19 protein-coding genes and 5 pseudogenes are annotated in these 21,006 nt (G+C 68.1%); 7 read left to right on the forward strand and 17 right to left on the reverse strand.

Annotation, left to right across the window (positions count from 1 at the left end; translation table 11 throughout):
• Positions 1–90 (reverse strand): annotated as a pseudogene (locus tag ACZ7IB_RS43960) (IS6 family transposase); the annotation flags it as partial.
• 68 nt (positions 91–158) lie between these two features.
• On the opposite strand from ACZ7IB_RS43960, the pseudogene ACZ7IB_RS43965 reads away from it, so the two are divergent.
• A pseudogene (locus ACZ7IB_RS43965) lies at positions 159–1,044 on the forward strand (IS110 family RNA-guided transposase); the annotation flags it as partial.
• 8 nt (positions 1,045–1,052) lie between these two features.
• Here ACZ7IB_RS43965 and ACZ7IB_RS43970 read toward each other — a convergent pair.
• From ACZ7IB_RS43970 to ACZ7IB_RS43980, 3 genes are all read right to left on the reverse strand, one after another.
• The gene (locus tag ACZ7IB_RS43970) at positions 1,053–1,448 is read right to left on the reverse strand and encodes a DUF2267 domain-containing protein (RefSeq protein WP_470920606.1); all 396 of its coding nucleotides are present in this window, start codon (positions 1,446–1,448) and stop codon (positions 1,053–1,055) included.
• Between the two features lie 93 nt (positions 1,449–1,541).
• Positions 1,542–1,937, reverse strand: coding sequence for a DUF2267 domain-containing protein (locus ACZ7IB_RS43975; protein WP_470920608.1), 396 nt, complete (start codon positions 1,935–1,937; stop codon positions 1,542–1,544).
• 97 nt (positions 1,938–2,034) lie between these two features.
• Complete coding sequence (locus tag ACZ7IB_RS43980; RefSeq protein ID WP_470920610.1) at positions 2,035–2,466, reverse strand: Hsp20/alpha crystallin family protein; 432 nt, start codon at positions 2,464–2,466, stop codon at positions 2,035–2,037.
• A gap of 129 nt (positions 2,467–2,595) precedes the next feature.
• Between ACZ7IB_RS43980 and ACZ7IB_RS43985 the strand changes: the two genes are divergently transcribed.
• Both ACZ7IB_RS43985 and ACZ7IB_RS43990 read left to right on the forward strand, forming a co-directional pair.
• The gene (locus tag ACZ7IB_RS43985; RefSeq protein WP_470920612.1) at positions 2,596–3,249 is read left to right on the forward strand and encodes a type III effector protein; all 654 of its coding nucleotides are present in this window, start codon (positions 2,596–2,598) and stop codon (positions 3,247–3,249) included.
• A 375-nt stretch (positions 3,250–3,624) separates the two neighbouring features.
• Positions 3,625–4,820, forward strand: a pseudogene (locus ACZ7IB_RS43990) (PP2C family protein-serine/threonine phosphatase).
• Between the two features lie 1,105 nt (positions 4,821–5,925).
• Here ACZ7IB_RS43990 and istB (ACZ7IB_RS43995) read toward each other — a convergent pair.
• Complete coding sequence (gene istB, locus ACZ7IB_RS43995; RefSeq protein WP_329193851.1) at positions 5,926–6,765, reverse strand: IS21-like element helper ATPase IstB; 840 nt, start codon at positions 6,763–6,765, stop codon at positions 5,926–5,928.
• On the reverse strand, positions 6,765–7,559 hold the full coding sequence (locus ACZ7IB_RS44000) for a Mu transposase domain-containing protein (RefSeq protein ID WP_470920615.1): 795 nt from the start codon (positions 7,557–7,559) through the stop codon (positions 6,765–6,767). Before ACZ7IB_RS44000 ends, istB (ACZ7IB_RS43995) begins: the two co-directional genes overlap by 1 nt.
• A gap of 40 nt (positions 7,560–7,599) precedes the next feature.
• On the opposite strand from ACZ7IB_RS44000, the gene istA reads away from it, so the two are divergent.
• The 3 genes from istA (at position 7,600) to ACZ7IB_RS44015 (ending at position 10,295) form a co-directional block, all read left to right on the forward strand.
• Complete coding sequence (gene istA / locus ACZ7IB_RS44005; protein WP_470920617.1) at positions 7,600–9,015, forward strand: IS21 family transposase; 1,416 nt, start codon at positions 7,600–7,602, stop codon at positions 9,013–9,015.
• Entirely contained in the window at positions 9,012–9,782 is a 771-nt protein-coding gene (istB, locus tag ACZ7IB_RS44010; protein WP_413752590.1) for an IS21-like element helper ATPase IstB, read from the forward strand. Before istA ends, istB (ACZ7IB_RS44010) begins: the two co-directional genes overlap by 4 nt.
• 144 nt (positions 9,783–9,926) lie before the next feature.
• The gene (locus ACZ7IB_RS44015; RefSeq protein WP_470920619.1) at positions 9,927–10,295 is read left to right on the forward strand and encodes a VOC family protein; all 369 of its coding nucleotides are present in this window, start codon (positions 9,927–9,929) and stop codon (positions 10,293–10,295) included.
• A 112-nt stretch (positions 10,296–10,407) separates the two neighbouring features.
• On the opposite strand, the pseudogene ACZ7IB_RS44020 reads toward ACZ7IB_RS44015, so the two are convergent.
• The 11 genes and pseudogenes from ACZ7IB_RS44020 to ACZ7IB_RS44070 all read right to left on the reverse strand — a co-directional run.
• Positions 10,408–10,968, reverse strand: a pseudogene (locus ACZ7IB_RS44020) (helix-turn-helix domain-containing protein); the annotation flags it as partial.
• A 104-nt stretch (positions 10,969–11,072) separates the two neighbouring features.
• Positions 11,073–11,519, reverse strand: coding sequence for a hypothetical protein (locus tag ACZ7IB_RS44025; protein WP_470920621.1), 447 nt, complete (start codon positions 11,517–11,519; stop codon positions 11,073–11,075).
• Between the two features lie 751 nt (positions 11,520–12,270).
• A complete protein-coding gene (locus tag ACZ7IB_RS44030; protein WP_470920623.1) occupies positions 12,271–12,732 on the reverse strand; it encodes a hypothetical protein in 462 nt (153 codons plus the stop codon).
• A 202-nt stretch (positions 12,733–12,934) separates the two neighbouring features.
• Positions 12,935–14,020 carry an SPDY domain-containing protein gene (locus ACZ7IB_RS44035; RefSeq protein WP_470920625.1) on the reverse strand — a complete coding sequence of 362 codons (1,086 nt, stop codon included), beginning with the start codon at positions 14,018–14,020 and terminating at the stop codon, positions 12,935–12,937.
• Entirely contained in the window at positions 14,001–14,249 is a 249-nt protein-coding gene (locus ACZ7IB_RS44040; RefSeq protein ID WP_470920627.1) for a hypothetical protein, read from the reverse strand. The genes ACZ7IB_RS44035 and ACZ7IB_RS44040 overlap by 20 nt, the downstream gene beginning before the upstream one ends.
• A 122-nt stretch (positions 14,250–14,371) precedes the next feature.
• Positions 14,372–15,496: a DnaB-like helicase N-terminal domain-containing protein gene (locus ACZ7IB_RS44045; protein WP_470920628.1), complete on the reverse strand. Its 1,125-nt coding sequence runs from the start codon at positions 15,494–15,496 to the stop codon at positions 14,372–14,374.
• Positions 15,496–16,762: pseudogene (locus ACZ7IB_RS44050) on the reverse strand (DNA cytosine methyltransferase). The gene ACZ7IB_RS44045 and the pseudogene ACZ7IB_RS44050 overlap by 1 nt, the downstream one beginning before the upstream one ends.
• A complete protein-coding gene (locus ACZ7IB_RS44055) occupies positions 16,759–17,694 on the reverse strand; it encodes an adenine nucleotide alpha hydrolase family protein (RefSeq protein WP_470920630.1) in 936 nt (311 codons plus the stop codon). Before ACZ7IB_RS44055 ends, ACZ7IB_RS44050 begins: the two are co-directional and overlap by 4 nt.
• Before the next feature lie 54 nt (positions 17,695–17,748).
• A complete protein-coding gene (locus tag ACZ7IB_RS44060; protein WP_470920631.1) occupies positions 17,749–18,285 on the reverse strand; it encodes a hypothetical protein in 537 nt (178 codons plus the stop codon).
• Entirely contained in the window at positions 18,278–19,090 is an 813-nt protein-coding gene (trpA, locus tag ACZ7IB_RS44065) for a tryptophan synthase subunit alpha (protein WP_470920633.1), read from the reverse strand. Before trpA ends, ACZ7IB_RS44060 begins: the two co-directional genes overlap by 8 nt.
• Positions 19,091–19,184: 94 nt before the next feature.
• Complete coding sequence (locus tag ACZ7IB_RS44070) at positions 19,185–20,009, reverse strand: hypothetical protein (RefSeq protein ID WP_470920635.1); 825 nt, start codon at positions 20,007–20,009, stop codon at positions 19,185–19,187.
• A 417-nt stretch (positions 20,010–20,426) separates the two neighbouring features.
• On the opposite strand from ACZ7IB_RS44070, the gene ACZ7IB_RS44075 reads away from it, so the two are divergent.
• On the forward strand, positions 20,427–21,002 hold the full coding sequence (locus ACZ7IB_RS44075) for a hypothetical protein (protein ID WP_470920636.1): 576 nt from the start codon (positions 20,427–20,429) through the stop codon (positions 21,000–21,002).
• The last annotated feature ends 4 nt before the right edge of the window (positions 21,003–21,006 follow it).

Genomic DNA, 21,006 nt, shown 5'->3' on the forward strand with positions numbered 1-21,006 from the left:
CAGCGGGAAGCGGTGGTACAGCCACACACAGTGGGCAATGACCTCGACCGGGTACCGATGCCCCTTGTACGACGGCGATGCGCTGTCCACGGACGCCCCCTCCCAGCATGACCAACCAGAAGATCATCCCACCCAGTCAGTCAACGTGACAGTGCCCTTCCGACGGCTACCGCGGCGAGGGCAAGACCGACGCCCGAGACGCCTACGTGATCGCCGACCAGGCCAGGATGCGCCGCGACCTGCGGCCCATCCGCCCCGGTGACGAAGCCGCCATCGAACTGCGGCTGCTGACCGGACGCCGCGGCGACCTTGTCGAGGACCGCACCCGCTCGGTGAACCGCCTGCGCGGCACGCTGCTGGGCATGTTCCCGGCTCAAGCTGCTGACGGGCTACCAGACCCCGGCCGCGATCCGCCGAGCCGGGGTCACGCGGCTGACCAAGTGGCTGGCCAACCGCAAGGTCCGAAACGCAAGCCCCCTGGCCGAAGCAGCCGTCGAGGCCGCTGAACGCCAGCACACCTGCGTCCCCGGGGAGAAGACCATCGCGAAGCTGGTCCACACCCTGGCCGAGGAGGTGATGACCCTCAACGAGCAGATCTCCGAAATGGACAAGCTCATCGAGGGCCGGTTTCGCGAGCACGAACTCGCCGACATAGTCCAGAGCGTCCCGGGCATCGGCACCGTGCTCGGCGCGGAATTCCTTGCCGCCGTCGGCGGCAGCCTGGACGGCTTCGACTCCCCGGACGCCCTGGCGGCCTTCGCCGGCGTCGCCCCCGCACCCCGCGACTCGGGCAAGGTCAGCGGCAACCTCCACCGACCGGCCGTCTATCACCGAAGACTTCAGCGCGTCTTCTACACCTCCGCGCTCGTCAGCGTCCGGTACGACCCGAACTCGCGGGCGTTTTACGACCGCAAACGCGCCGAGGGGAAGAAGCATGTCCAAGCTGTGCTCGCCCTCGCCTGCCGACGCGTCAACGTTCTGTGGGCCCTGATCCGTGACCGACGGTGCTATCAAGTCGCACCTCCAGTGACTACGGCTGCTTGACAACAGCATTAGGAAGCGGGGGTGAGTTCGGCGCGGCCGAACAGCAGCGCGAACCCGGAAGGGAGCTGGCGCAGGATGCGGGTGAGGAGGTCGGGGCCGGCCAGGGCGGCGACGGCGGCGAAGACGGCTCCGGTGTCCCAGCGGGTGGTGGCCAGGGAGGCGTCGGTGCGGGCGGCGAGGTCCTTGACGAAGGCCCAGCCGGTCAGGAGCTGGGTGTCGGGGATCTGAGCGGTGAGGAGGCGTGCGGCTTCGAAGGGGAGACGGGCGGCGAGCTCGACGCGCTCGTCGCCCGTCAGTTGGCGCCCCAGTCCCGCGACGACCAGGCGGATGGCCTCCTCGGCCCGCTCGCGGGTGGGGTAGGCGCCTTCGTAGCGGACCTTCTCCAGCATCTGCTCGTCCGACATCGCGGGCACAGGCTGCAGCGGGACGCGCGGGTCGGGGAACACTTGCTGTGGTTGCCTTTCTGCCGCCGGGATGGTGGGTGAGTGGGTGGGTGATCAGGCGGGCTGGGGGCGTCCGAAGAGGAGGTCGTAGCCCGCGGGGAGCTGGAGCAGGATCTGCCCCAGCAGGTCGTCGCCAGCCGCGTCGGCGGTGGTGCTGAGGACGGCGCTGACGTCCCAGGCCGCGGTCTGCTCGGTGGCCCCCTCGATCCAGGCCGCCGCCGCCCGAACGAACCGCTCCGGTGGCAGCGGCTCGGCGCTCTGCAGCGGGTTGAGGAGGATCAGAGCGAAGCCTTCCGGCAGACGCGCCGCCAGCTGTGCCCGTACCTCGCCGACCAGGTGCGCCCCCAGCAGGGCGAGCACCACACGGGCCGCGCGTTCTGCTTCCTGCAGGCTGTCGTACTCACCGCGTTCCTTCACCCGGTCGAGGAACGCCTCGCGTCGCAGGGGCACCGCCGTCACCTTCTTCGGTCGATGGGGTGCGGAGGACGAGAGAGGGGGAGATCAGTGACCCGTCCTCCGCCGCTGTTCGGCCCTTGTCGCCCTCGGGTCAGCCGGAGATTTCCCTGCGGCCGGATCCGCCGCCGATGGCGATCTTGCGGGGCTTGGCGCGTTCCGCGATCGGGATCCGCAGGGTGAGCACCCCGGCGTCGTAGTCGGCCTCGATGTGCTCGGTGTCCAGCGTGTCGGCCAGCACGATCTGGCGGGAGAAGACGCCCAGCGGCCGCTCCGACAGTTCCATCTGCACTTCGTCGGCCTTCGCCACGGGCCGGCGCTCGGCCTTGACGGTCAGCATGTTCCGCTCGACGTCGATGTCGATCGCGTCCGCGCTGACGCCGGGGATGTCGAGGGCCACCACGTACCGGTCGCCCTCGCGGTAGGCGTCCATCGGCATCGGGGACGGCCGCGACCAGGTGCCCGGGCCCATCAGCTGCTGAGTCAGCCGGTCCAGCTCACGGAAGGGGTCAGTGCGCATCAGCATCGTGAAAACACCTCCAGCAGGTTCGGGCAGTTGCTGCCAATGCGTTTCACTGAAACCGTTGTAACATGTCATCCAATGGATGACAAACACCGTGTCGTCCAGTCGATGACAAGCCCGAGGGAAGCGCCCGTGACAGCAGCCGACCAGCCGGCCCCGTCCAGCGCCGACGGCCGAAGCCCGGCCTCGTTCCTCGCCGCCGCGGCAGCCCTGCACGCCATAGACGACGCCCTGCACGCCGCCCGGCAGGAGGCCTCCGACACCCCTGCCGCCGACCCCGGCGCGGAGCAGACCCTGGCCTCCCTGCTGCTGCTGCGGCAGGTCCGCGAGCAGCTCGCCGGATGGGAGACCGGCCTGATCGAAACGGCCCGGCATGCGGGAGCCAGCTGGGCCGACCTCGCCCACCCCCTCGGCGTCGCCAGCCGCCAGGCCGCCGAACGCCGCTACCTGCGAGGCCGGCCCGGCCCCGCCGGAGCCACCGGCGAACAACGCGTCCAGGCCACCCGCGAACGCCGCGCCGCCGACCGCACCCAAGCCGAATGGGCCCGCCGCAACGCCGCCGACCTGCGCCGCATCGCCGGCCAGATCACCGCCCTCACCGACCTCCCCGCAGCCGCCCGCCACCCGCTCGACCAACTCCACGCGGCCCTCGCCCACAACGACCCCGCCGACCTCATCCACCCCCTCAACGCCACCCGCCCCCACCTGACCACCACCCACCCCGACCTCGCCGCCCGACTCGACACCCTCACAGGTCACGCCACGGCCCCGCCCCCACCCGACTGAACGATCACGTGCTGCCAGTCCCCGCCGACGCGTGGGACATCGAAAGGCAGGGGCGGCGAGGTGGTGAACGCCGCCGGGGGATCGCCTCCGGGCAGCACGCCGAGCCGCGCGTGCTGCCGCCGTTGCGGAGCCGTGGTGACTTCGTACGTGCGTACGTGCCCGTGCTCGGGGCGCGATCGGGCGCCGGCTGGAGCAGACTGGTGGAGGACTGGACGGCACCACGGCGCAGGCTGTGCGCCTGCGTTTGCTGCGTCCCCGGCGCGGACCGCGTCGTCGCAGGCTCGGCCGCCCCACCCAGGTGATCAGGCAGCAGGCCGACTACCTCAAGGTGCGGGCGTTTTGATGGTGGTGATTTGGCGCGGCAGGGGTGATCGTATGGCAGGCGCGAGCGTGTCGGCCGGAGATGGTGAACGACTGCTGGAGGAGCTGGTCAGGACCGCCCAGCAGGCGTCACCTGCGGAACTGCCGACGGTCCTGAAGCGATATGCCGAGGCCATGGGTATGGGCCGTGCCGTCATCTACCTGGCCGATCTCCAGCAGAGGCTGCTGCTGCCGCTGGTCGAGGGCGAGCCGGACCGGGAGGTCGACGCTTCCCTGGCCGGATGGGCCTACCGGACAACTCCCTGAGGGTGGAGGAAGACACGTCCGGCGGGCTGACCATATGGCTGCCGCTGGTCGACGGAGCGGAGCGGCAGGGAGTCTTGGAACTCCGCATGGAGACACTGGACGGGATCAAACTCTGGCGCTGCCGGACGATGGCGTCGCTCCTGGCCGTGATCATCACTTCCAAGCGCACCTACAGCGACACCTTCGCGCAGCGCATGCGGACCCGGCCGATGCAACTGCACACGGAGATGCTGAGGGCCTTTCTCCCCCCGCGCTCGATCGGCACCGGCCGGGTGGTGTCGACCGCGGTCCTGGAACCTGCGTACGAGCTGGGCGGCGACGCCTTCGACCATTCGTTCACCGAGGACTTTCTGCACGCCACGATCCTCGATGCCATGGGCCACGACCTGGCGTCCGGCCTTGCCGCCTCCGTGGCCATGGCGGGCTGCCGCAACGCCCGTCGCACGGGCGCGGACCTGGCCGAACTCGTCGACGCAGTCGACCAGGCGCTGGCGAAGTGGCTTCCGGACCAGTTCTGCACCGGCATCTTCACCCAGCTGCACATGCCGACCGGCGTGCTGCACTGGTCCAACTGCGGTCACCCTGCGCCGTTGCTCATCCGCGGCCAGCGCCTGCTCGACAAAGCCCTGGAGCAGGCTTCCGAGCCTCCGCTGGGTCTGCCCGCCAGCCTGGCCGGCGTCCCCCGGCAGGTACACGAAGCCAGCCTCGAACCCGGTGACCGGATACTGCTCTACACCGACGGCGTAGTGGAGTCGCGCGACGAAGGCGGTAAGCAATTCGGCCTGGAGCGTTTCACCGACTACATCATCCGGTCGACCGCCGCCGGGCAGAACGCCCCGGAGGTGCTCCGCCTGCTCATCCACGCGATCCTCGGTCATCGGCACAACGAACTCAGCGACGACGCCACGATTCTGATGATCGAATGGCAGCCGCCCGGTCAGTGAGCCGACGCGGCCATGACACCTGGAACCCGGCAGGCTGCCGTGGCAATGCCAGGCGGCTGACGTCGTGTTCATTCTGCTACCTCTCTCCTGCGAAGCCCTCGCTCGACGCCTGAACAGCCAAGCTGCTCGGGCGCGCCCGCCGGTGCAGCCGGCCATGACCGACCGGCACTGCTGGTGAAACGGCGGGCGGACCAGCCTCAGGCGGTGGGCCAGGTGGCCATCTGCGCAGCAAACTCGGGAGGTGAGGCCAACGACCATCAGCGACACGGGTACCGGACCAAGGTTGGCGAGGGTGCCCCGATCTCCAGTGGCTCTGTGCGCGGCGGAGCCAGGGAGCAGAATGTGCTGATCACCACCACGGCGCAGTTCAACCGAGCCGGAGAGCGGGATCAGCACGATCTCGGAGGCTCCGTGGTCGTGTTCGGGCAGAAGGCCACCCACGGGAATCGCCATGTGGATGACGGCGATCCGTCCGGACGTCGTGAGCGATTCCGCAGTCGGACCCTCAGGGACCGGGGCTTGGCGGAGAGCGTGGTGCCGGTCCTTACGACGCGCATTCGTCTTCTCCTCGGGTGTCTTGGGAGGTGCGTGTCCCATCAGCCCCGCAGTGTGGTTGGGGCGACAGGCGGGTGGCGGCCTAAGCGGTGCAAACGGGGGCCAGGTAGGCGAGGCAGACGTCGGGCTCGGCGAACGGCTCGAGCCGGGTTGCGGCGAGGGGAGCGCGTAGCTCGGCCAGTGCGCCTTTCAGCAGGGTCTGAGGTGGGAAGGTGACGGGACGTTTCAGGTGGTATCCGTCCCGTCACTGCGCGGACGCAAAGTGGCTACTGGTAGTTCGTCAAACCCGCCCGCCGAGCTCCAGGCTGGCTTCGTTCACTTTCAGCAGCAGCGTTCGTCGATGAGTTTCAACAGCAGTTACGGCCGTGGTTTGACCACCGGAACAGCCGTTGGCGCTAAGCACTTGAGCTTGGCCGCTACTGAACCTGAAAGCGTGATGTCGGGGTCGTTTGCCTGACGAGGGTTGGGTAGTCCAGTTGTCGGCGGCGGCTGAACTTGGACCCACTCTGGCCGGTTGAAATCTGACCCAGGTGTCTTCGGTTTGGTTGGTTCAGTCGTTGTCGGTGGTGGCGCTGGGGACCCGTCCCAGTTCACGTCCTCGCATGCGGAACGAGTCGCCCTTGAGGGAGTGGACCTCGGCGTGGTGGACGAGGCGGTCGATCATGGCGGCGGCCACGGTCTCGTCTCCGAAGACTTCTCCCCAGCGTCCGAAGGGTTTGTTGCTGGTGACGATCACGGACGCGCGTTCGTATCTGTTCGAGATCAGCTGGAAGAACAGGTTCGCGGCTTCGGCTTCGAAGGGGATGTAGCCGACCTCGTCCACCACGATCAGCGGGTAGCGGCTGAGCTTGGTGAGCTCGGCCTGGAGGCGGCCGGTGTGGTGGGCGGCGGCCAGGCGGTCAACCCATTCGGCGGCGGTGGCGAACGCGACGCGGTGTCCGGCCTGGCAGGCGCGGACCGCGAGCCCGATCGCCAGGTGTGTCTTCCCGGTGCCCGGCGGTCCCAGGAAAACGGCGTTCTCTTTCCCGGCGATGAAGTCCAACGTTCCCAGATGTGCGAGCTGTTGGCGCGTCATCCCGCGCAGGTGGGTGACGTCCAGCTCCTCGATGGTCTTGATCGCGGGGAAGCGGGCGGACCGCACCCGTGCTTCACCGCCGTGGGACTCCCGGGCGGACACTTCACGCTGCAGGCAGGCGACGAGGTACTCGGCATGGGTCCAGGACTCCTTGTGGGCCCGCTCGGCGAGACGGTCAGCGGCATCCAGCAAGGCCGGAGCCTTCATTGCCCGCGCGAGGAAGGCGAGGTCCGCTGCGGTCTGGGAGCCGGTCCTGCGGCCGGTGGCCGATGTGGTGGCGGTGGCGTCGTCGAGGACGGCGGTGGTGCGGGGCATCAGCCGGCCTCCCTGCCCTTGCCGCCTTCGATGACCGTGAACAGTCGGTCATAGGTGCCCAGTTCGCGTTGCTCGACCTCGATGAGCGGGCCTGGGTCCCTCTGGGCTGTTCGGGCGGCTTTGGCGCGGGCGGCCTGCTGGTGGTGCACCTCACCTCGCATCACCTTGCCCGCGGCAGCGTGGTCGGGGTCGGTGATGGTCTGGTGACGGGCCCAGCAGCGCGGGTGCTGGGCGACGATCTCGCCGCTGGGGGCGAGGACGGTGATCTCGTCGTTGTCACACAGCACGGTGACGGTGCGTCCGATCGCGGCGGGGTGCACGGAGTAGTCGCACGTGTCGACGCGGACGTAGTGGTCACGGCCGATCCGTGTCTGCAGCCGCCACCAGGCGGGCGGATCGACGGGCGGCAGGGCGAGCATTCCGGCCCGGTCGGCCTCCCACCGCTCGACGGGGCGGGTCTGCAGAGTGCGGTGGACACGCCGATTGGCGATGGCCAGCCAGGCGGTCAGCTGGGTGTTGAAGTCGCCGGGGCCACTGAAGGTGCGGCCGGGAAGGAAACTCGTCTCCAGATAGCCGTTTGCCCGCTCGACCAGCCCTTTCGCTTCTGGATCACGGGGCCGGCACAGATGGATCTTCGTGGCGAGCAGGCCCGCGAACGCGGCGAACTCGGCGGTGAGCTTCCCGCGACCGACCCCGGATTCGTTGTCCCAGTGTCGGCGTACACGTGAACGCGCATAGCCGCGTACGGATGAACGTACAGAGTTCTTGATGCGCTGAGAGTCCGCCCCCGGCACTCTGCTGCCTGTTGTCCAAGGTTGCAGAGAGGGGTGGGCCATGGTCTTGGACCCGCAGCGCTGGCTGGAGCTCCGGCGCTTCCGCGGCCTGGTGGAGTCCGGGGCGATGAGCCTGTCGGAGGTCGCCAAGGAAACCGGGCTGAACTGGCGAACGGTCAGCAAGTACCTGTCCGCTGACTCGTCCGCGCCGCCGCGCCGGACGGCGAGTGGTCAGCCGCGCAAGCGGGTGGTCGACGAGGTCGCTCCGCTGATCGACGCGATACTGCGGGCCGAGATCCTGATGAAGGCCGCGGTGATTCACGAGCGGCTGGACAAGGAGTACGGATTCACCGGGAACTACCAGCGGGTCAAGCTCTACGTGCAGGAGGCCCGCCCGCGGATCGCGGAGGAATTGGGGATCACCCCACGGGAACTGGCGGGGATGCATCGCAGGTTCGAGGTGATCCCGGGTGCTCAGGCTCAGGTGGACTGGGGCGATGAGGGCAAGATCCTCGCTCATCTGGGCATTCCGAAGGTCTACTCCTTCCATATGGTGCTGTCGTACTCGCGTGATCCGTTCTGCTGCTTCACCACCAGCCTTGACCTGCAGACGTTCTTCGACTGCCACCGGCGGGCATTTGCGCACTTCAACGGGGTGCCGATGACGATCGTCTACGACCGGACCAAGACGGTCGTGCGCCGTCACGTCGCCCCGGGTGAGGCGGTTCCGCTGCATCCGGAGGCGGTTGGCTTTGCCGGCCACTACAACTTCGACATCGATGTGCTGGCCGCCTACCGGCCCCAGGGGAAGGGCCGCGTCGAACGCCAAGTGCTGATCGTCCGTGACCACGTTCTCTCCGGCCGGGCCTTCTCCTCCGTCGAGGAGATGGATGCCGCGTTCGCCGGTTGGGTGCCGCAGCGACGGGCTCAGATCCACAAGACGCACCGCGAGGTGATCGGGCACCGTGCTGCCCGCGACCACGCGGCTCTCAAGCCGCTGCCGCCAACTCCGTTTTTGGTGGCCGAGCGCCATCTGCGGCCGGTCGGTAAGGACTGCCTGGTCGCCTTCGGCGGGAACCTCTACTCGGTCCCGGCCCGCAAGGTCCGCCCCCGTCAGCTGGTGGAGATCAGGGCCACGAAGTCACAGGTCATGCTGCACTCCACTGTTGCCGACTCCAGCGGTGAGACGCTGCTGGCCACGCACCCACGGGCTGTCGGACGCGGGGTCCGTGTCGTCGAGGAACAGCACTGGGACGGCCTGCCCACCGGCAAAGGGCGCCGGACCACCACCAGCGATGTCCCGCCCCGGCCGCGTCACGAACGCCCGCTGGGCGAGGAGACCGGACCGCTGCAAGCCCTCCTCAACCGGGCTGCGGCGACCCGCATCGAGGTCGGCCGCCGACCGTTGTCGGTCTATGACGAGCTGACCGGGACCCGCCCCTTCACCACCAACCGAGCGACGAAGGAATCGTCTTGAGCGAGCTGACCGGCAACCGCATCCGCACCACGGCGACCAAGCTCGGCCTGCCCCACCTGGCGGAAACCATCAACGAGTACACCCGGCGGGCGGACGAGGCCAAGATGGGCTACCTCGACTTCCTCGACCTGGTCCTCTCCGAAGAACTCGCCGTCCGCGACGACCGCCGCTTCCGCCAGGGCCTGCGGCTCTCCCGGCTGCCACACCACAAGACGCTGGATGAGTACGACTTCTCGTTCCAGCCCGAGCTCGACCCGCGCAAGGTCAAAGACCTCGCTACCTTGTCCTTCGTCGAAGCGAAGGCCAATGCTGCCCTGCTGGGGCCGCCCGGCGTCGGCAAGACCCACATCGCGATCGCATTGGCGGTCGCGGCCTGCCGGGCCGGATACTCGATCTACTTCACCAGCCTCGACGACATGGTCCGCAACCTCAAGGCAGCCGAGGCGGCAGGGCGCCTGACCAGCAAACTGGGCTCCTACCTGCGGCCGAGCGTTCTCGTGGTCGATGAAGTCGGCTACCAGCCCCTCGAACGCGCCGAGGCGAACCTGGTCTTCCAGGTCATCTCAAAGCGCTACGAAAAGGGCTCCATCATCCTGACCTCGAACAAGACCTTCAGCGAATGGGGCCAGGTCTTCGGCGACGAAGTCCTCGCCACCGCCATCCTTGATCGACTCCTGCACCACTGCGAAGTCGTCGCCATCAACGGTCCCAGCTACCGGCTGAAGAACCGCCTCAAAGCGATCGAGCGCGAGACCGACGTGGCCTGACCCGGCTCCAGCCGTTCGGTGCTGGACCGAGCGAGGTCCTGGCCTGCAGGGATACGGTCACGGAAGACTCTCCGCCACTCTCAACTGCAGGCAACCGCCTCTAAAGTGGCGTCAAGAATGCTCACCGAGCGGCCCGGAGATTCCATGCCTGTGCAGATGAAGCTGATCGCGATAAACCTCGACTGCCCCGATCCGTTGGCGCTGGCGTCGTTCTATCAGCAGGCCACTGGCCTCGAATCCCACCCGCAGTCGGACGCCGACTTCGCCGGCCTCAACGGTGACGATGGACTCTTCATCGGCTTCCAACGAGTCGACGACTATCGAGCTCCGAGCTGGCCTGATCAAACCGTTCCTCAGCAACTTCATGTCTGCTTCAAGGTCGAGGACCTAGACGAGGCAGAGGCCCGGCTGCTGGAACTGGGTGCCGACAAACCGCAGCAGCAGCCTAACAAGGACAAGTGGCGGGTCCTCATCGACCCAGCGGGACACCCGTTCTGCCTCGTCACGTCTTGACTGCCTCGGCTCAGACATCACCATCTCGAAGAGTGAGCACGCCCACCATGAGGGATGGATTGCTCTGCACGTTCATTCGTACCTGACTCTGCACATAGGCATGTACTCCGACATCCCAGACGAGCGTCTTGGGCACCGCGCCCCAGGCCGAGAGCAGCCGCCAGTGCCCATCGATCAGATCGCCGGTCGTGCGCGAGGGCAGCATCCGCGCGACGATCACCCGGGAGTAGCCGGACACCATCACCAGCACCGGCGGCCGTCCGCTCTGCCCGTAGCCGAGCGGGATGTCCGCCTCGGGAAACCACAGGTCGCACTGGGCCAGCTCGCCGGGCCGATACGTCGTGCGCGAGACCGGATCGACTGGCACATAGGCAGGCCGCAGGTCCCGCACCCGGTCCTTGAGCACCGTCATCCCGCGTTCCCACCCGATCCGCTCGGCAATCACGGTGGCCGGCATCGTCGGAGTCTCCCGCAAAAGCTCACGGATCTGGACCTCGACCGCGTCCACGACCGACCCCTGAGACGGGCGCTCGTACTTCGGCGGCCGGTCCGTGGCCAGGGCACGCTTGACCGTGTTCTTCGAGATGCCCAGATGCCGCGCGATTGCCCGGATCGGCATCTGCTCAGCCCGGTGCAGCCTACGGATCTCTGCCCAGTCCTCCACGAGGATCACCCTCTCCCTCCTGACCTTCCATCAAGATCAGGTTCAGGCGAAGATCACCAAGTGGGTCACTTTTGATCCGCCGTCAGAGGGTCAGAATTCAAGCGACGCCGAGATTACGAATGGGGCGTGTGTTCCTCCAGCTGTCCGAGAGCGGTGGCGGGCAGCTGCCGCTGCGAGGCCAGGAGGAGCACCGCGACTGCCGGCGGATCGATACCCATCAGGTCGGCAATGGCCTGCGGTGTCATCCGCACCCGCCACCGCAGGAGTGCGGCATCCGCAGCGTCATGAGGGAGGGTGCGGTACAGCTGGACCACCGCGGGGTCTGAATTACCGGTTCCGCAGCTCCTGGCGTGGATCTGAGTGCGTAACTGACCCCAGGCCACCGCTGCGGGATGCGGGCTCTGCAGATATACGCCCCACTGACACGCCACGGCATCGAGCGCCGCTTTCACGGCACACTGACCGGCGCCCTCGCCGAGCCTCGTCTGTGCGTACTGGAGATAGTGGCGTCGGTGCAGTTGCACGAAAGCCTGAAAGCCGATCCGGCTCTGCTGGTTCACCCCTGCGGGAGGTGGTCCAGGGAAGGGGGCACCAGCCGTCGCGGTCTGACTGAACGCAAGGGCGCGGCGGCGAACGCTCGCCGGAGTGGCCGACGGTTGGGTGTGCTGAGTCTCCAACGCGGGCTCTTCCTTAAGCTCCACGCGCCCGAGGAAATGCTTAGGCGCAGTCCGTGCTCACGCGCCGGACCTCGGGCGATAAGGGACCTCTCCCAGGCTGACCGGCCTGGGAGAGCGGGTGTCGGCGACTAGCAGCCGAAGAGCCAGCCGAACTGCACACTCACGTCCCAGATACAGCCACTGAGTGTGCACGTGAGCGCAGGGTGAACGGATACCTCCACCCCGGCGGCCCACGCCGCGATCGACGGTGACAGCAGTGCGGCCAGTCGGAGAGGGATGGAGCGCGATGCGGCGTCGAGAACCGCTGCGGAAACGTAACCGGAACTGATACCGTGCAATTGCCCGGAGGTTGGCTGTTGCCAAGCTCGGCGAAATGGGTCAGGCATTCGATTCTCCCGTCTCGATCAATTCGCACCCTGGGCGTGGTCGCAATCCATTTCCAGGGCGGGCGCCCCCTTACTGGGAGCTAGCTCGACCGTACCTTGTGTTACTCCTCGAATGCCCGCCCAAAGCCCCTCATGCAAAGTCAGATTTTCGGTGGCTGGCCGGATCGAGAACGTGCTGCGATGAATCGAATTGCGAATCCAGTATCGCGCACTTGTTCCATGGCGGGGTTTTTCAACTCTGCAGTGCGTTAGGCCGGGCTGCCGATGTCGCGCCGCATCCGGGACTGCAGTTCGTTGCGTGCTTGCGCGACTTCGTGCTTGAGACGGTCCAGCTGTTCATGGTCCTGGGGATCTGCGATGGCGACGTAGTCCCTGCTGCGACGGAGGCCACGAAAGACTGTCTCCGCAGCGGCGCGCACATTGTTCGGGGCCAGGACGTGCATGCGCTGGCGGATCGCGCCCAGGGCGGACGCAGTGAAGGCGGCCTCTGCTGCCGCTGGCCGCTCGGACGCGGGAACGCGGCGCAGGACATTCCAGAGGCCTTGGGCGGTGGCCTCCATAGCGGTGAGGTACTCGGCGTACATGGCAATGCGTTGTTCTCGGGCGCGTGTGTGTTCTTCGCGTCGCCAGCGTCGGTGGTCGGCCAGGGCGGAGGCGCCTGAGCCCAGCACGACGCCCAGCAGAGTGAACAGGGGTGCGATCCAGCTCATGGCGGATGACTACCCTCCTGCCGTGCCGGGAACGCGCTGCAGCCTGGGTGGCGGTGGCGGCGTACGTCTGGCTCAACCACGGCGTACGAGGCGTACGTCGCCACCGGTCCGTTCGTCACAACGCACCGAGTACTGGTTGATCACGGGCGCCTGGCAGCCTTCTGCCCCGTGCAGCTCGGCGTGCGAGGGGCAGAAATGCTCGTCAGCGTGTGCGGTGAAGGCCAGCAGGCGGGAGCGGTACAGGCGGTGCGGGTGCGAGCGGCTGCGTGCGCAGCGGGTTTATCCGATTTGTGATAGCGGGGATGCCGCGGCGCCCTTGGCCTTCGGCGAGTTCAAAGGTAAGGGCCTGCAACGCGAAGGCGGGGGTGCGCGGGGATGCGTGGAGTGCCCAGTCGGGACGGTCGGCTGTGTTGCCGCCCCAGATCACCCAGGTCGGGAGGGTACTGCCGCGCGCTTGGGCGGCGAAGGCGTCGAACTGGACGCCGACCGCGTCGTCGTTGGGCGGGCTCCAGTTGATCCAGCGGCCGTCGGCTGCCTGCTTCCAGCCCGAGTCTGTGAGGGGGCCCTTGGCGTGTGCGATGGCCTGTTCGCTCACGCTGTCGCTCAGGTCAATGGCGGCGCCGGAGTCGGAAGCCAGAGCGTCGAGGAGGGTGTGCACTATCTCGACGGGTGTGCTGGCGGTGGCGGTGGCGTGCCAGATGCGCTCGCCGACGGGTGATTCGTAGGCAGCGACGGTCCAGTTGTGGTCGCGCGGGCCTGCTTCGTGAACGAGTTCGATACGCAGGGTGAGTGATTCGTGATTGGCGATCGTGGTCTCGTCCCAGGGACGGTACTTCTCCCACTCGCCCTGCTCTTCAAGGAAGGACTCCAGAAGGGCTTCGTGGTCGCCAGGGTCGGCTGCGTATACCGGGACGAGTTCGATGTCGGGCTGCTGCAGTTCGGTCTCCGGACGGTTCGTCGGGTGCGCGCTCGCCTCTGTGAAGGCTCGGGCGGCTCTCTTCTCTGTGTTGGTGGCAGGGGCTCGGCCGGGACGGCAGGCGTCGCCGTTCTGGCGCTGGAACTCCGCTATGGCCTCACGGGGAGTGTCGTATATGGCGATGACTTGGCGGAGGTGGTTCTCGCCGTGCAGGTGAACGCTTTTGCCGTCGCGGTAGGAGCCGACGGCGACGGTGGTCCATCCGTCGTGGGCATGGGAGCGGACGGTAAGGCGGCCGGAGGTTATGTTGTCGTGGATGTGCTGGGCCTGGTTGGAGACTTCGCGGAGCTCGTCACGGGGCAGCCAGGGCATCGGGTAGTCGGCCCAGCTCCAATCGGTGTCGATGTCCTCCCAAACCGATCGTGACGGCGACGGTGATGCCGTCTTCGCGCAGGGCACGGGCGGCCTGTGCGGCGTAGTGATGCTCCTCGTGGTCGATGCGGGCCAGGACCATCCTCTGTTCGCCGGCGGGGCGGAAGCCGTGCTTGCTGAGCAGGGCCTGGGCGAGGTAGGTGGTGGAGCGGGTGAGGGTGGCGATCACGGCGGAGGGGTGGTCGGGATTCCCGGCGAGGCGGACGTGGGCGTCGGTTGAGGGGTGGGGTAAACGGGGCTCGATTCGCGGGGTCCGGCCGGGCACGGTCCGGCCGGACCGCTGAGACGCGGCTATCGGGAGACGCGAGCTGCGGGAGCGGTGGCGCGTGGGGTGGGCCCGGCGCGCGTGGTGGGCCGCGCCGGGCCGGTCCTCTGAGGGCTCGGCTGTGCGGGCTTTGCAGTGGCGCGCTGCCATCGGGTGCGTACGGCGATGAAGTCGGCCAGCGCTCGGCGGCTGCCGGTGGTGAGCTGGTGGGGGGTGTTGGCGGGGTCGTCGGCGAATGCCGCGATGCGCAGGGCGACGGTGTGCGCTTGGGTTAGTAGGGCGCGCTGGAGGATGCGCTCGCCCCAGTGTTCGGGTGACCCGACGGGGGTGGAGACGAGGGAGATGAGGTCTGCCGGAACGGTGCCCGCGGTGAGCAGGCCACGGTGCTGGGCCTCCCAGAGCACGGTGATCGGGTCGACGGGATCGCCGCGGTGCACCAGCGCGGTCACGCACTGAAACAGGGCGCCGTGCAACGGATGGGCGAAGTCGCCGGACTGCAGCCACCGCATCGCTGTCAGCTTGGTCGGGTGCGCGGTCGCCGTCGCCAGGAACAGACGCTCCTCCTCCAGGACTTCCTCACCGGTGTCCCGTGGCAGGAGTGCGGGCACAGGGGTGCGTGGCAGGGATCCGGGATGCGGCGCGAACTGTCCGGCGAGCTCATCCACATAGCGGGTCAGGATGTCGGCCTGCGCGAGGGTCGCGGTGGCAGGGCTCGGCAGGGCGATGTCGGTCGATGTCCGGGCGAGTTGCTCGGCCTGCACCTTCAAAGTGCGGCGGGCGTGATCGGCCCGAATCATCAGCGCGTACGCGCCGGCGTGCTTGGGCCAGCGGCTGACCTGGACGAGCGAGTGCAGGTAGGACACGGTGAGGCCGGGAGCCTCGGGCCGGGCCCGCTCCAGAACCGTGTTCAGCCAGACAGGGTCCTTCATGTGCCGCTCCAGGTCGGGTGCTGGCACGGCGCGCATGGCGGCGAACAGCGCGGCATGGGCGTGGTCGCCGAAATGGTCGGGCTTCAGAAGGCCGGTGTCCGCCAGGAGCCTCGGATCGAGGAGCAGTGAGCCGAGCAGGGCCTGCTCCACGTAGTGCACCGGCGGCGGCGCCGGCACATCACCGATGCCGAAGTCCTCATCCAGCAACAGGTTGTTGGCCATCAGGCGGCCAGGGCGAAGTCGTTGGGGCTGACCGTTTTGCCGAGGTACGGCGCCAGCAGATGGGCCGCGAGTCTGGGGGGTACCGCGTTCCCGATCTGGGAGAACATCTGGCCCTTGTTGCCGGCCCACGGATAGTCGGCAGGAAACGTCTGCAGAACACCCGCCTCCTGGGCCGTGATCCGGATCGGCTCCGGCGCCGCGCATTGCCTGCCCAGCCCCTGCTCCGGTTCTGCGACCCAGACACATTCGTTGGCGCGGTGACCGAAGAACAGCGTCCCCGCCGGCTCGGACTGCGGTCGGACGGTGGCGTTGGCCTGGTTGTTGCTCCGCAGTGACCAGGACCAGCGGTGGGTTTGCGCCGTGAACGCGGGGGCGGTCCCATTGGCCGGGCGGTCCTCGTGGGTGCCGTTGCCAGAACCCTTGCGCCGGGACTTGAGGACGACGCCCGGGCCGGCGGGGGGCTGCTTCCAGGTGCCGCGGTCGCGGGCGTTAGACAGGGATTTGCGGGAGCCGGAAGGGAAAGGCTCTGGACCTCCACCGGGTCCGCCGCCGGCGCACACGGTCGGCACGGGACGGTCGGTGGCCCCCCCAGCCGAGGGCCTCGGCCATGGACACCCACCGGTCGCGTCCCGGGCCGAAGAGCGTCTCCGGTTCGGCCGTTCGCGCGTGCGTGGGAGCGGGGGGCTGGGCAGTCTGGGTGCGAGAGGCGAGCAGGATCGCCCGCCTTCTTGTCTGGGGCACGCCGTAGTCGGCCGCGTTGAGGATCCCGGTCCACACCGAGAACCCCCAGGTCCGCAGGATGGCGGCGTACTGCCTCCACAGCGCCAGGACGTCCGGGACCTCCTCCATGGCCACCCAGTCGGGTTCGCCCACGGAGTTGAGGGCGTGCAGGTAGCGCATCGGCTCGGCGGCGAGCAGGGAGCGCTTGTCGAGACAGGATTCCAGCAGCTTCTCCCGGGTGTCACGGCCCCGGGCGAGGTCGGCGACGGCCTGGTGGACGAGAGGCTGGTCGAGGAGACCGAGGCGCTTGCCTGCCATGCTCCATGCCTGGCATGGAGGGCTCGCTATGCATCCCATGGTTCTGCCGAGGAAGGGCCGGACTGGGTACATCGCCACGTCGGTCCGGACGGTCAACTGGCCCGCTGCCGCACGGGTTTTGCAGGCCCATTCGTCCCATTCCAAGCCCACGTCGCGTGCACCGAGAACGGCCAGAGCATGACCCCAGCCGCCCGGACCGGCGAAGAGATCAAGGACGAGTCCGTTCATACGGCCAGCCCGAAGCCATCCTGCGACGGATCCTCTTCGGAGCCGCGGCACGCCCACGGCGAACAGCCGTCGACTACGCCCAGCTCCAGTTGCTCGGCATCGGCCTGGGCGGCACCGGATTCCTGCTGAAGCGCTGCCCATTCGGCGGCGGTGACGTGATCGATGGGTGCCTCGCCGAGAGGGACGCGGGAGCGGTGGAGAAAAGCCTCGCCCAGGAGCCGGTTCCCGGTAGCGTTGGCACGGGCATTTCCCTTGCGGATCGCAGCGTCGAATTCCACCACATCCACCCATTCGGAGGGCGAGTTATCCCTGATATTTCTCCACTGCGCGTTGCCATGGAAAGGGCAACCCAGGCAGCTCGATTTCGGGGTATCGGCCAGCCCCAGAGACGTCAGGTAACGGACGCAGTCGGTGCGCGACCAGTCCATGTCCGCGATGAGTGGATGCCGGTTGCGCATGTACTGGACATCGGCGTCCTTGGCGCGATGAAATTCATCGGTCGAGATGCCGACCCACTGCTCGACGAACAGCCCCTTGGGAATCCGTGCAGGGTAGGGGAATCCGAGAATTTCCCGGACCTGCCTTTTGATCGGCTTAATCTTATATTCGCCCGTACATTGCCTTCGGGTCATCCCGGGCTTCCCATCCTTGTTCAGGACGTAAAGAGGCATGGAAGCGAAACGATGATCAGGATCAAGGGCATCCTTGCGGATGTTTCCGGAAGAGACCCGGAGAACGGGTATCCCGGCGGGCTCTGCTATTTCCCGTTCGAGCCGGTCGAGATGCCGGTAAACGGCGGCGGGCTCCCACCCGGTGTCGGCGAAGATCGCGTAATCGACCTTGGGGAGAATGCCCTCGGCGGAGAGGGTGAGAAGAGTGCTGGACTGTATTCCGGCACCGAGGGACAGAATGCGGTGGCGGGGCTGAGGCAAAGGGGAGGCTCCGGGTGCTGGTGTGATGAGGAGGATGTAGGCCGGCGCTGCGGATCAGCGGCTGCGTGTCGCGGACAGAGACGGGGGCACGGCAGTGGGCGTCGGCGAGAGTGTTGAAGCGGCGCTTTCCTTGGCAGCCTGAAGACGTTCGGCGGCGCCGGACCACCTCGCGCCCTCGGCGCATTCGAAAGGCACACTGGCCAGCAAGTCCGCGGCGGCGGCGACGCGTTGTGCGGGCGAGGGGCCGACGAAGATCGGCTTGGTGCCCCGTAGCGCGGCTTTGCGCTGGTTTTCCGCTGTGCGAGCGAGCGCGGAGGTCAACTCAGTGGAGACGATCTGTGCCGTCTCCGCGATCCGGCCCAGGTGCACCAGTGCGTGGCGCCCTTCCGGCTTGGCGCTGGCCGCCTGCTCGGAGAAGTGCAGGAGCAGAGACAAGGCGCGCCTGCCCAGATCCTGGGCTGTCAGGATGTCGACCGTCTGGCGCTCGTAGGAGCGGTTGGCGGCCGAGAGCAGTCCCGTGCGCAGGGCTGTGGCGTCGTTGCCCAGGGCGGTGACCATGTTGGCGGTCGAGGCCGCGCCGTCGTCACCCACCGGACGCCTCCACAGTAGGCGTGTGGACTGCGGCAGCGAAGTCAGCGGCGAGGCTCGCCGCCGCCTCAAGGCCGGCGCTGGTGAGAGCACGCACGACCGGTGAGCCGACCACGATCCCATTGACGAGCGGCGCGACGGCGCGGGCGTAGCCCGGGGTGGAGATACCGACGCCCGATACGACCGGCAGCGCTGACGCCTTGCGAAGCCGCTGGACCGAGCGGGCCAGACATGGAAGGTCGAGGGCGCCCTGGTATCCGGTTGGTGCGGTGGCGGCGGGGGTGTAGAGCCACCCGGACGCCGTCGCGCACAACTCGGCGAGGTCGTCATCGACCGCGTCCGCGGGAACGAGTCGGGGAGCGGTCAGACCGGCCTCGGCGAGCGTGTCCGTCCAGGTCCTGGCCTGGGCGCGGGGCAGGTCGACGACCATGATCCCGGCGGCCCCGGCCGACATCATGTCGCGGGCGAATCGACGCGGCCCGTACAGGGCGACGGGATCCCAGTACGTCATCACGACGACCGGAGCACGCATGGCGGCGTACGAGACCGTGCCGAGAACATCGTGCACAAAGGTGCCGCGCGCCAGGGCCTGCTGGTAGGCGGCCGAAATGGTGGGGCCGTCGAGGACGGGTGATCGGTGCGGAACGCCGACCTCGAAGACATCGACTCCGCTGTCGGCCAGAGCGTCGATAGTGCGCCGCTCTGGTGCGCGGTCGGTCAGGCCGGCGGGCAGGAAGACCGCCAAGGAAGTTGACTGGCGGTGAAGTTGGGCCTGGAGGGCAGTGGCGCTGGGGGACGGGCGGTGCATAGGGACTTTCACGAGGGGGCGTGGACGGCCGCCACGAACAGGGCGGCATGGGGCTGCTGGCGTCGGGTGAGGCCGAGTCGGTGCCGGGACGGGGTCAGCGGCTGCGGGCCGGCTGGCGGGACGGCATGGCAGCGAGGCGGGTGGCGGTGCGCGGGGGACCTGGCCGGGCAGCCAGTTCGAGGAACACATCGCGGCCCGCGAGGGTGAGGTAGGGGCGCTGAGTGGCGAAGAGGCCGGGGCACGGCTTGCGCAGGATGAGTTCCTTCGCCTCCAGCGACCGGATCGTGGCGATGGTGAGCCGGTCCTGCTCCCGACTCGACGCCCATTCCTTGCCTGCGCCCTGGAAGACGTTGACACGACCGCGGGCGATGGCTTGCAGGGCGGCGAACTGCGAGGGTGAGAGCGCAACATGGGGGCCGTTGGGTGCCGTTTGATGTTGTCGGCGCAGCTCAGCGGCAAGGGACTCGGCCACGTCGGCGCATGTGGAGGGTGCTGCGGCCAGCAGTTCACGGGCCGCTGTGACTTCCTGGGCGGCCCGGATACGGGCCTGGACGTACTGCTGTGACGCTTCGGGGCTGGTCACGGAGGGGCGGGCCTTGTGGAGAATGTCCAGACTCTCGATGAGGTGGTCCGTGGCGCCAGTGGCCAGGTAGCCCACTTGTCTCAGGCTGGCTCCGGCTTCCCGGACGGTTGTGGTGAAACGCATCGGCTTGCTCTGGACGGCCTTGATCGAGTCCAGGGTGGACTCGGTCAGGCGTCGGGTCTCGACGACGGCGTCCAGCAGCTTCGCGGCCTTGCCGGCAGTGGTCTCGGCGTGGAGCTGGTCATTGAGCCGGGTGAATTCGGCGGCCAGGGAGAGAAGCTCCGCCAGCAGCAGGGTGTCGGCGGGATACGGGGCGGGGATGAAGGTCTTCCTCATGGGTCGGGCCGGTGGCGAGGGATGGGTTGCCCGTGCGGACGGTGCGGTTGTACAGGCGCGGTCACGGAGCTGAGTCGGGGCAGAGTGCTGGGGCGACCCGTGGAGGGCTGGTCGGGCGCCGTGCTGTCGGCTTCCGCCCCTCGGCGACGGTGTCAGCGCGAACGCGACACGGCCGCTGACGGGGCGTTGGAGGGGTTCGGCGCGGGATGAATGGCAGGTGTGGTGACAGGGGACTGGCCGAACACGTCCGCGAGGGCGCGGTCCCCGCGTCGTGATGTCGCATCAACTGGCGTCTGGGCAAACCTAGAGGGTGTAGCTCTTTCGCAGGGACTCTGATGAAGTTTTGAGCTGGGATGTTGTCGGTTGGGCTGCGGTGGGTTGTGGTCGTCTCCTACGCTTCCGGGCGAGGTGATGACGATGGGTTCGGTGCTGGGGCGTCTTGAGGCGCGGGAGGCGGCCGCGCGGGAGCGGGCGGATCTTCTGCGGGCCGAGATGGCGGTGCTCGCCGAGAAGCTGGCGGCCGAGGAGGCTACGGCGGGGCGGTTTTTGAGCGCTCGCGAGACGGTGCTGGAGGTGATGGCCGGGCCGGACCGTCCCGATGATGTCGCGTTCGCCGTGCGGCAGGAGGAGTTGGAGGTCGAAGAGGCCGGTCCGGCCGCCGAGTGGAGCGAGGACGTGGTGGTGGCCTTGGCGGTGACCGGTGAGGCGAAGGTCCGGGGTGGGAGTCTGCAGGTCCCGAAGTTCTCGGCGGGTGCGGCGGCGGAGGTGCTGCCGCGGGTCTACCGGGATGTGCTGGGCGTGATCGGACGGTCTGCCGGACGGGGAGTGCGGGCCAAGTCAGTGTGCGAGGAACTGGGCCTGGGCGGGGAGCCGAAGCACATCGAGGCTCTGCGCGGGAAGCTGAAGCGGCTGGCCCGGCGGGGCTGGTTGATCGAGCCGTCGCCGGGAGTGTTCGTCCTGGCCCAGGGGGCCGGTTCGGCCGCGGGCGGGTGAGCGC

Source organism: Streptomyces sp. NPDC037301 (assembly GCF_055602785.1).

Excerpts from the sequence above, each read along its gene's own strand:
- ACZ7IB_RS44030 (WP_470920623.1), bottom strand. The coding sequence starts at position 12,732 with ATGAGCTGGATCGCACCCCTGTTCACTCTGCTGGGCGTCGTGCTGGGC.
- trpA (WP_470920633.1), bottom strand. The coding sequence starts at position 19,090 with ATGCACCGCCCGTCCCCCAGCGCCACTGCCCTCCAGGCCCAACTTCAC.
- ACZ7IB_RS43980 (WP_470920610.1), bottom strand. The coding sequence starts at position 2,466 with ATGCTGATGCGCACTGACCCCTTCCGTGAGCTGGACCGGCTGACTCAG.
- ACZ7IB_RS44070 (WP_470920635.1), bottom strand. The coding sequence starts at position 20,009 with ATGAGGAAGACCTTCATCCCCGCCCCGTATCCCGCCGACACCCTGCTG.
- ACZ7IB_RS44015 (WP_470920619.1), top strand. The coding sequence starts at position 9,927 with ATGCCTGTGCAGATGAAGCTGATCGCGATAAACCTCGACTGCCCCGAT.
- ACZ7IB_RS44045 (WP_470920628.1), bottom strand. The coding sequence starts at position 15,496 with ATGGCCAACAACCTGTTGCTGGATGAGGACTTCGGCATCGGTGATGTG.
- ACZ7IB_RS44075 (WP_470920636.1), top strand. The coding sequence starts at position 20,427 with ATGGGTTCGGTGCTGGGGCGTCTTGAGGCGCGGGAGGCGGCCGCGCGG.
- ACZ7IB_RS43970 (WP_470920606.1), bottom strand. The coding sequence starts at position 1,448 with ATGTCGGACGAGCAGATGCTGGAGAAGGTCCGCTACGAAGGCGCCTAC.
- ACZ7IB_RS44035 (WP_470920625.1), bottom strand. The coding sequence starts at position 14,020 with ATGCCCTGGCTGCCCCGTGACGAGCTCCGCGAAGTCTCCAACCAGGCC.
- istA (WP_470920617.1), top strand. The coding sequence starts at position 7,600 with ATGGTCTTGGACCCGCAGCGCTGGCTGGAGCTCCGGCGCTTCCGCGGC.
- istB (WP_329193851.1), bottom strand. The coding sequence starts at position 6,765 with ATGCCCCGCACCACCGCCGTCCTCGACGACGCCACCGCCACCACATCG.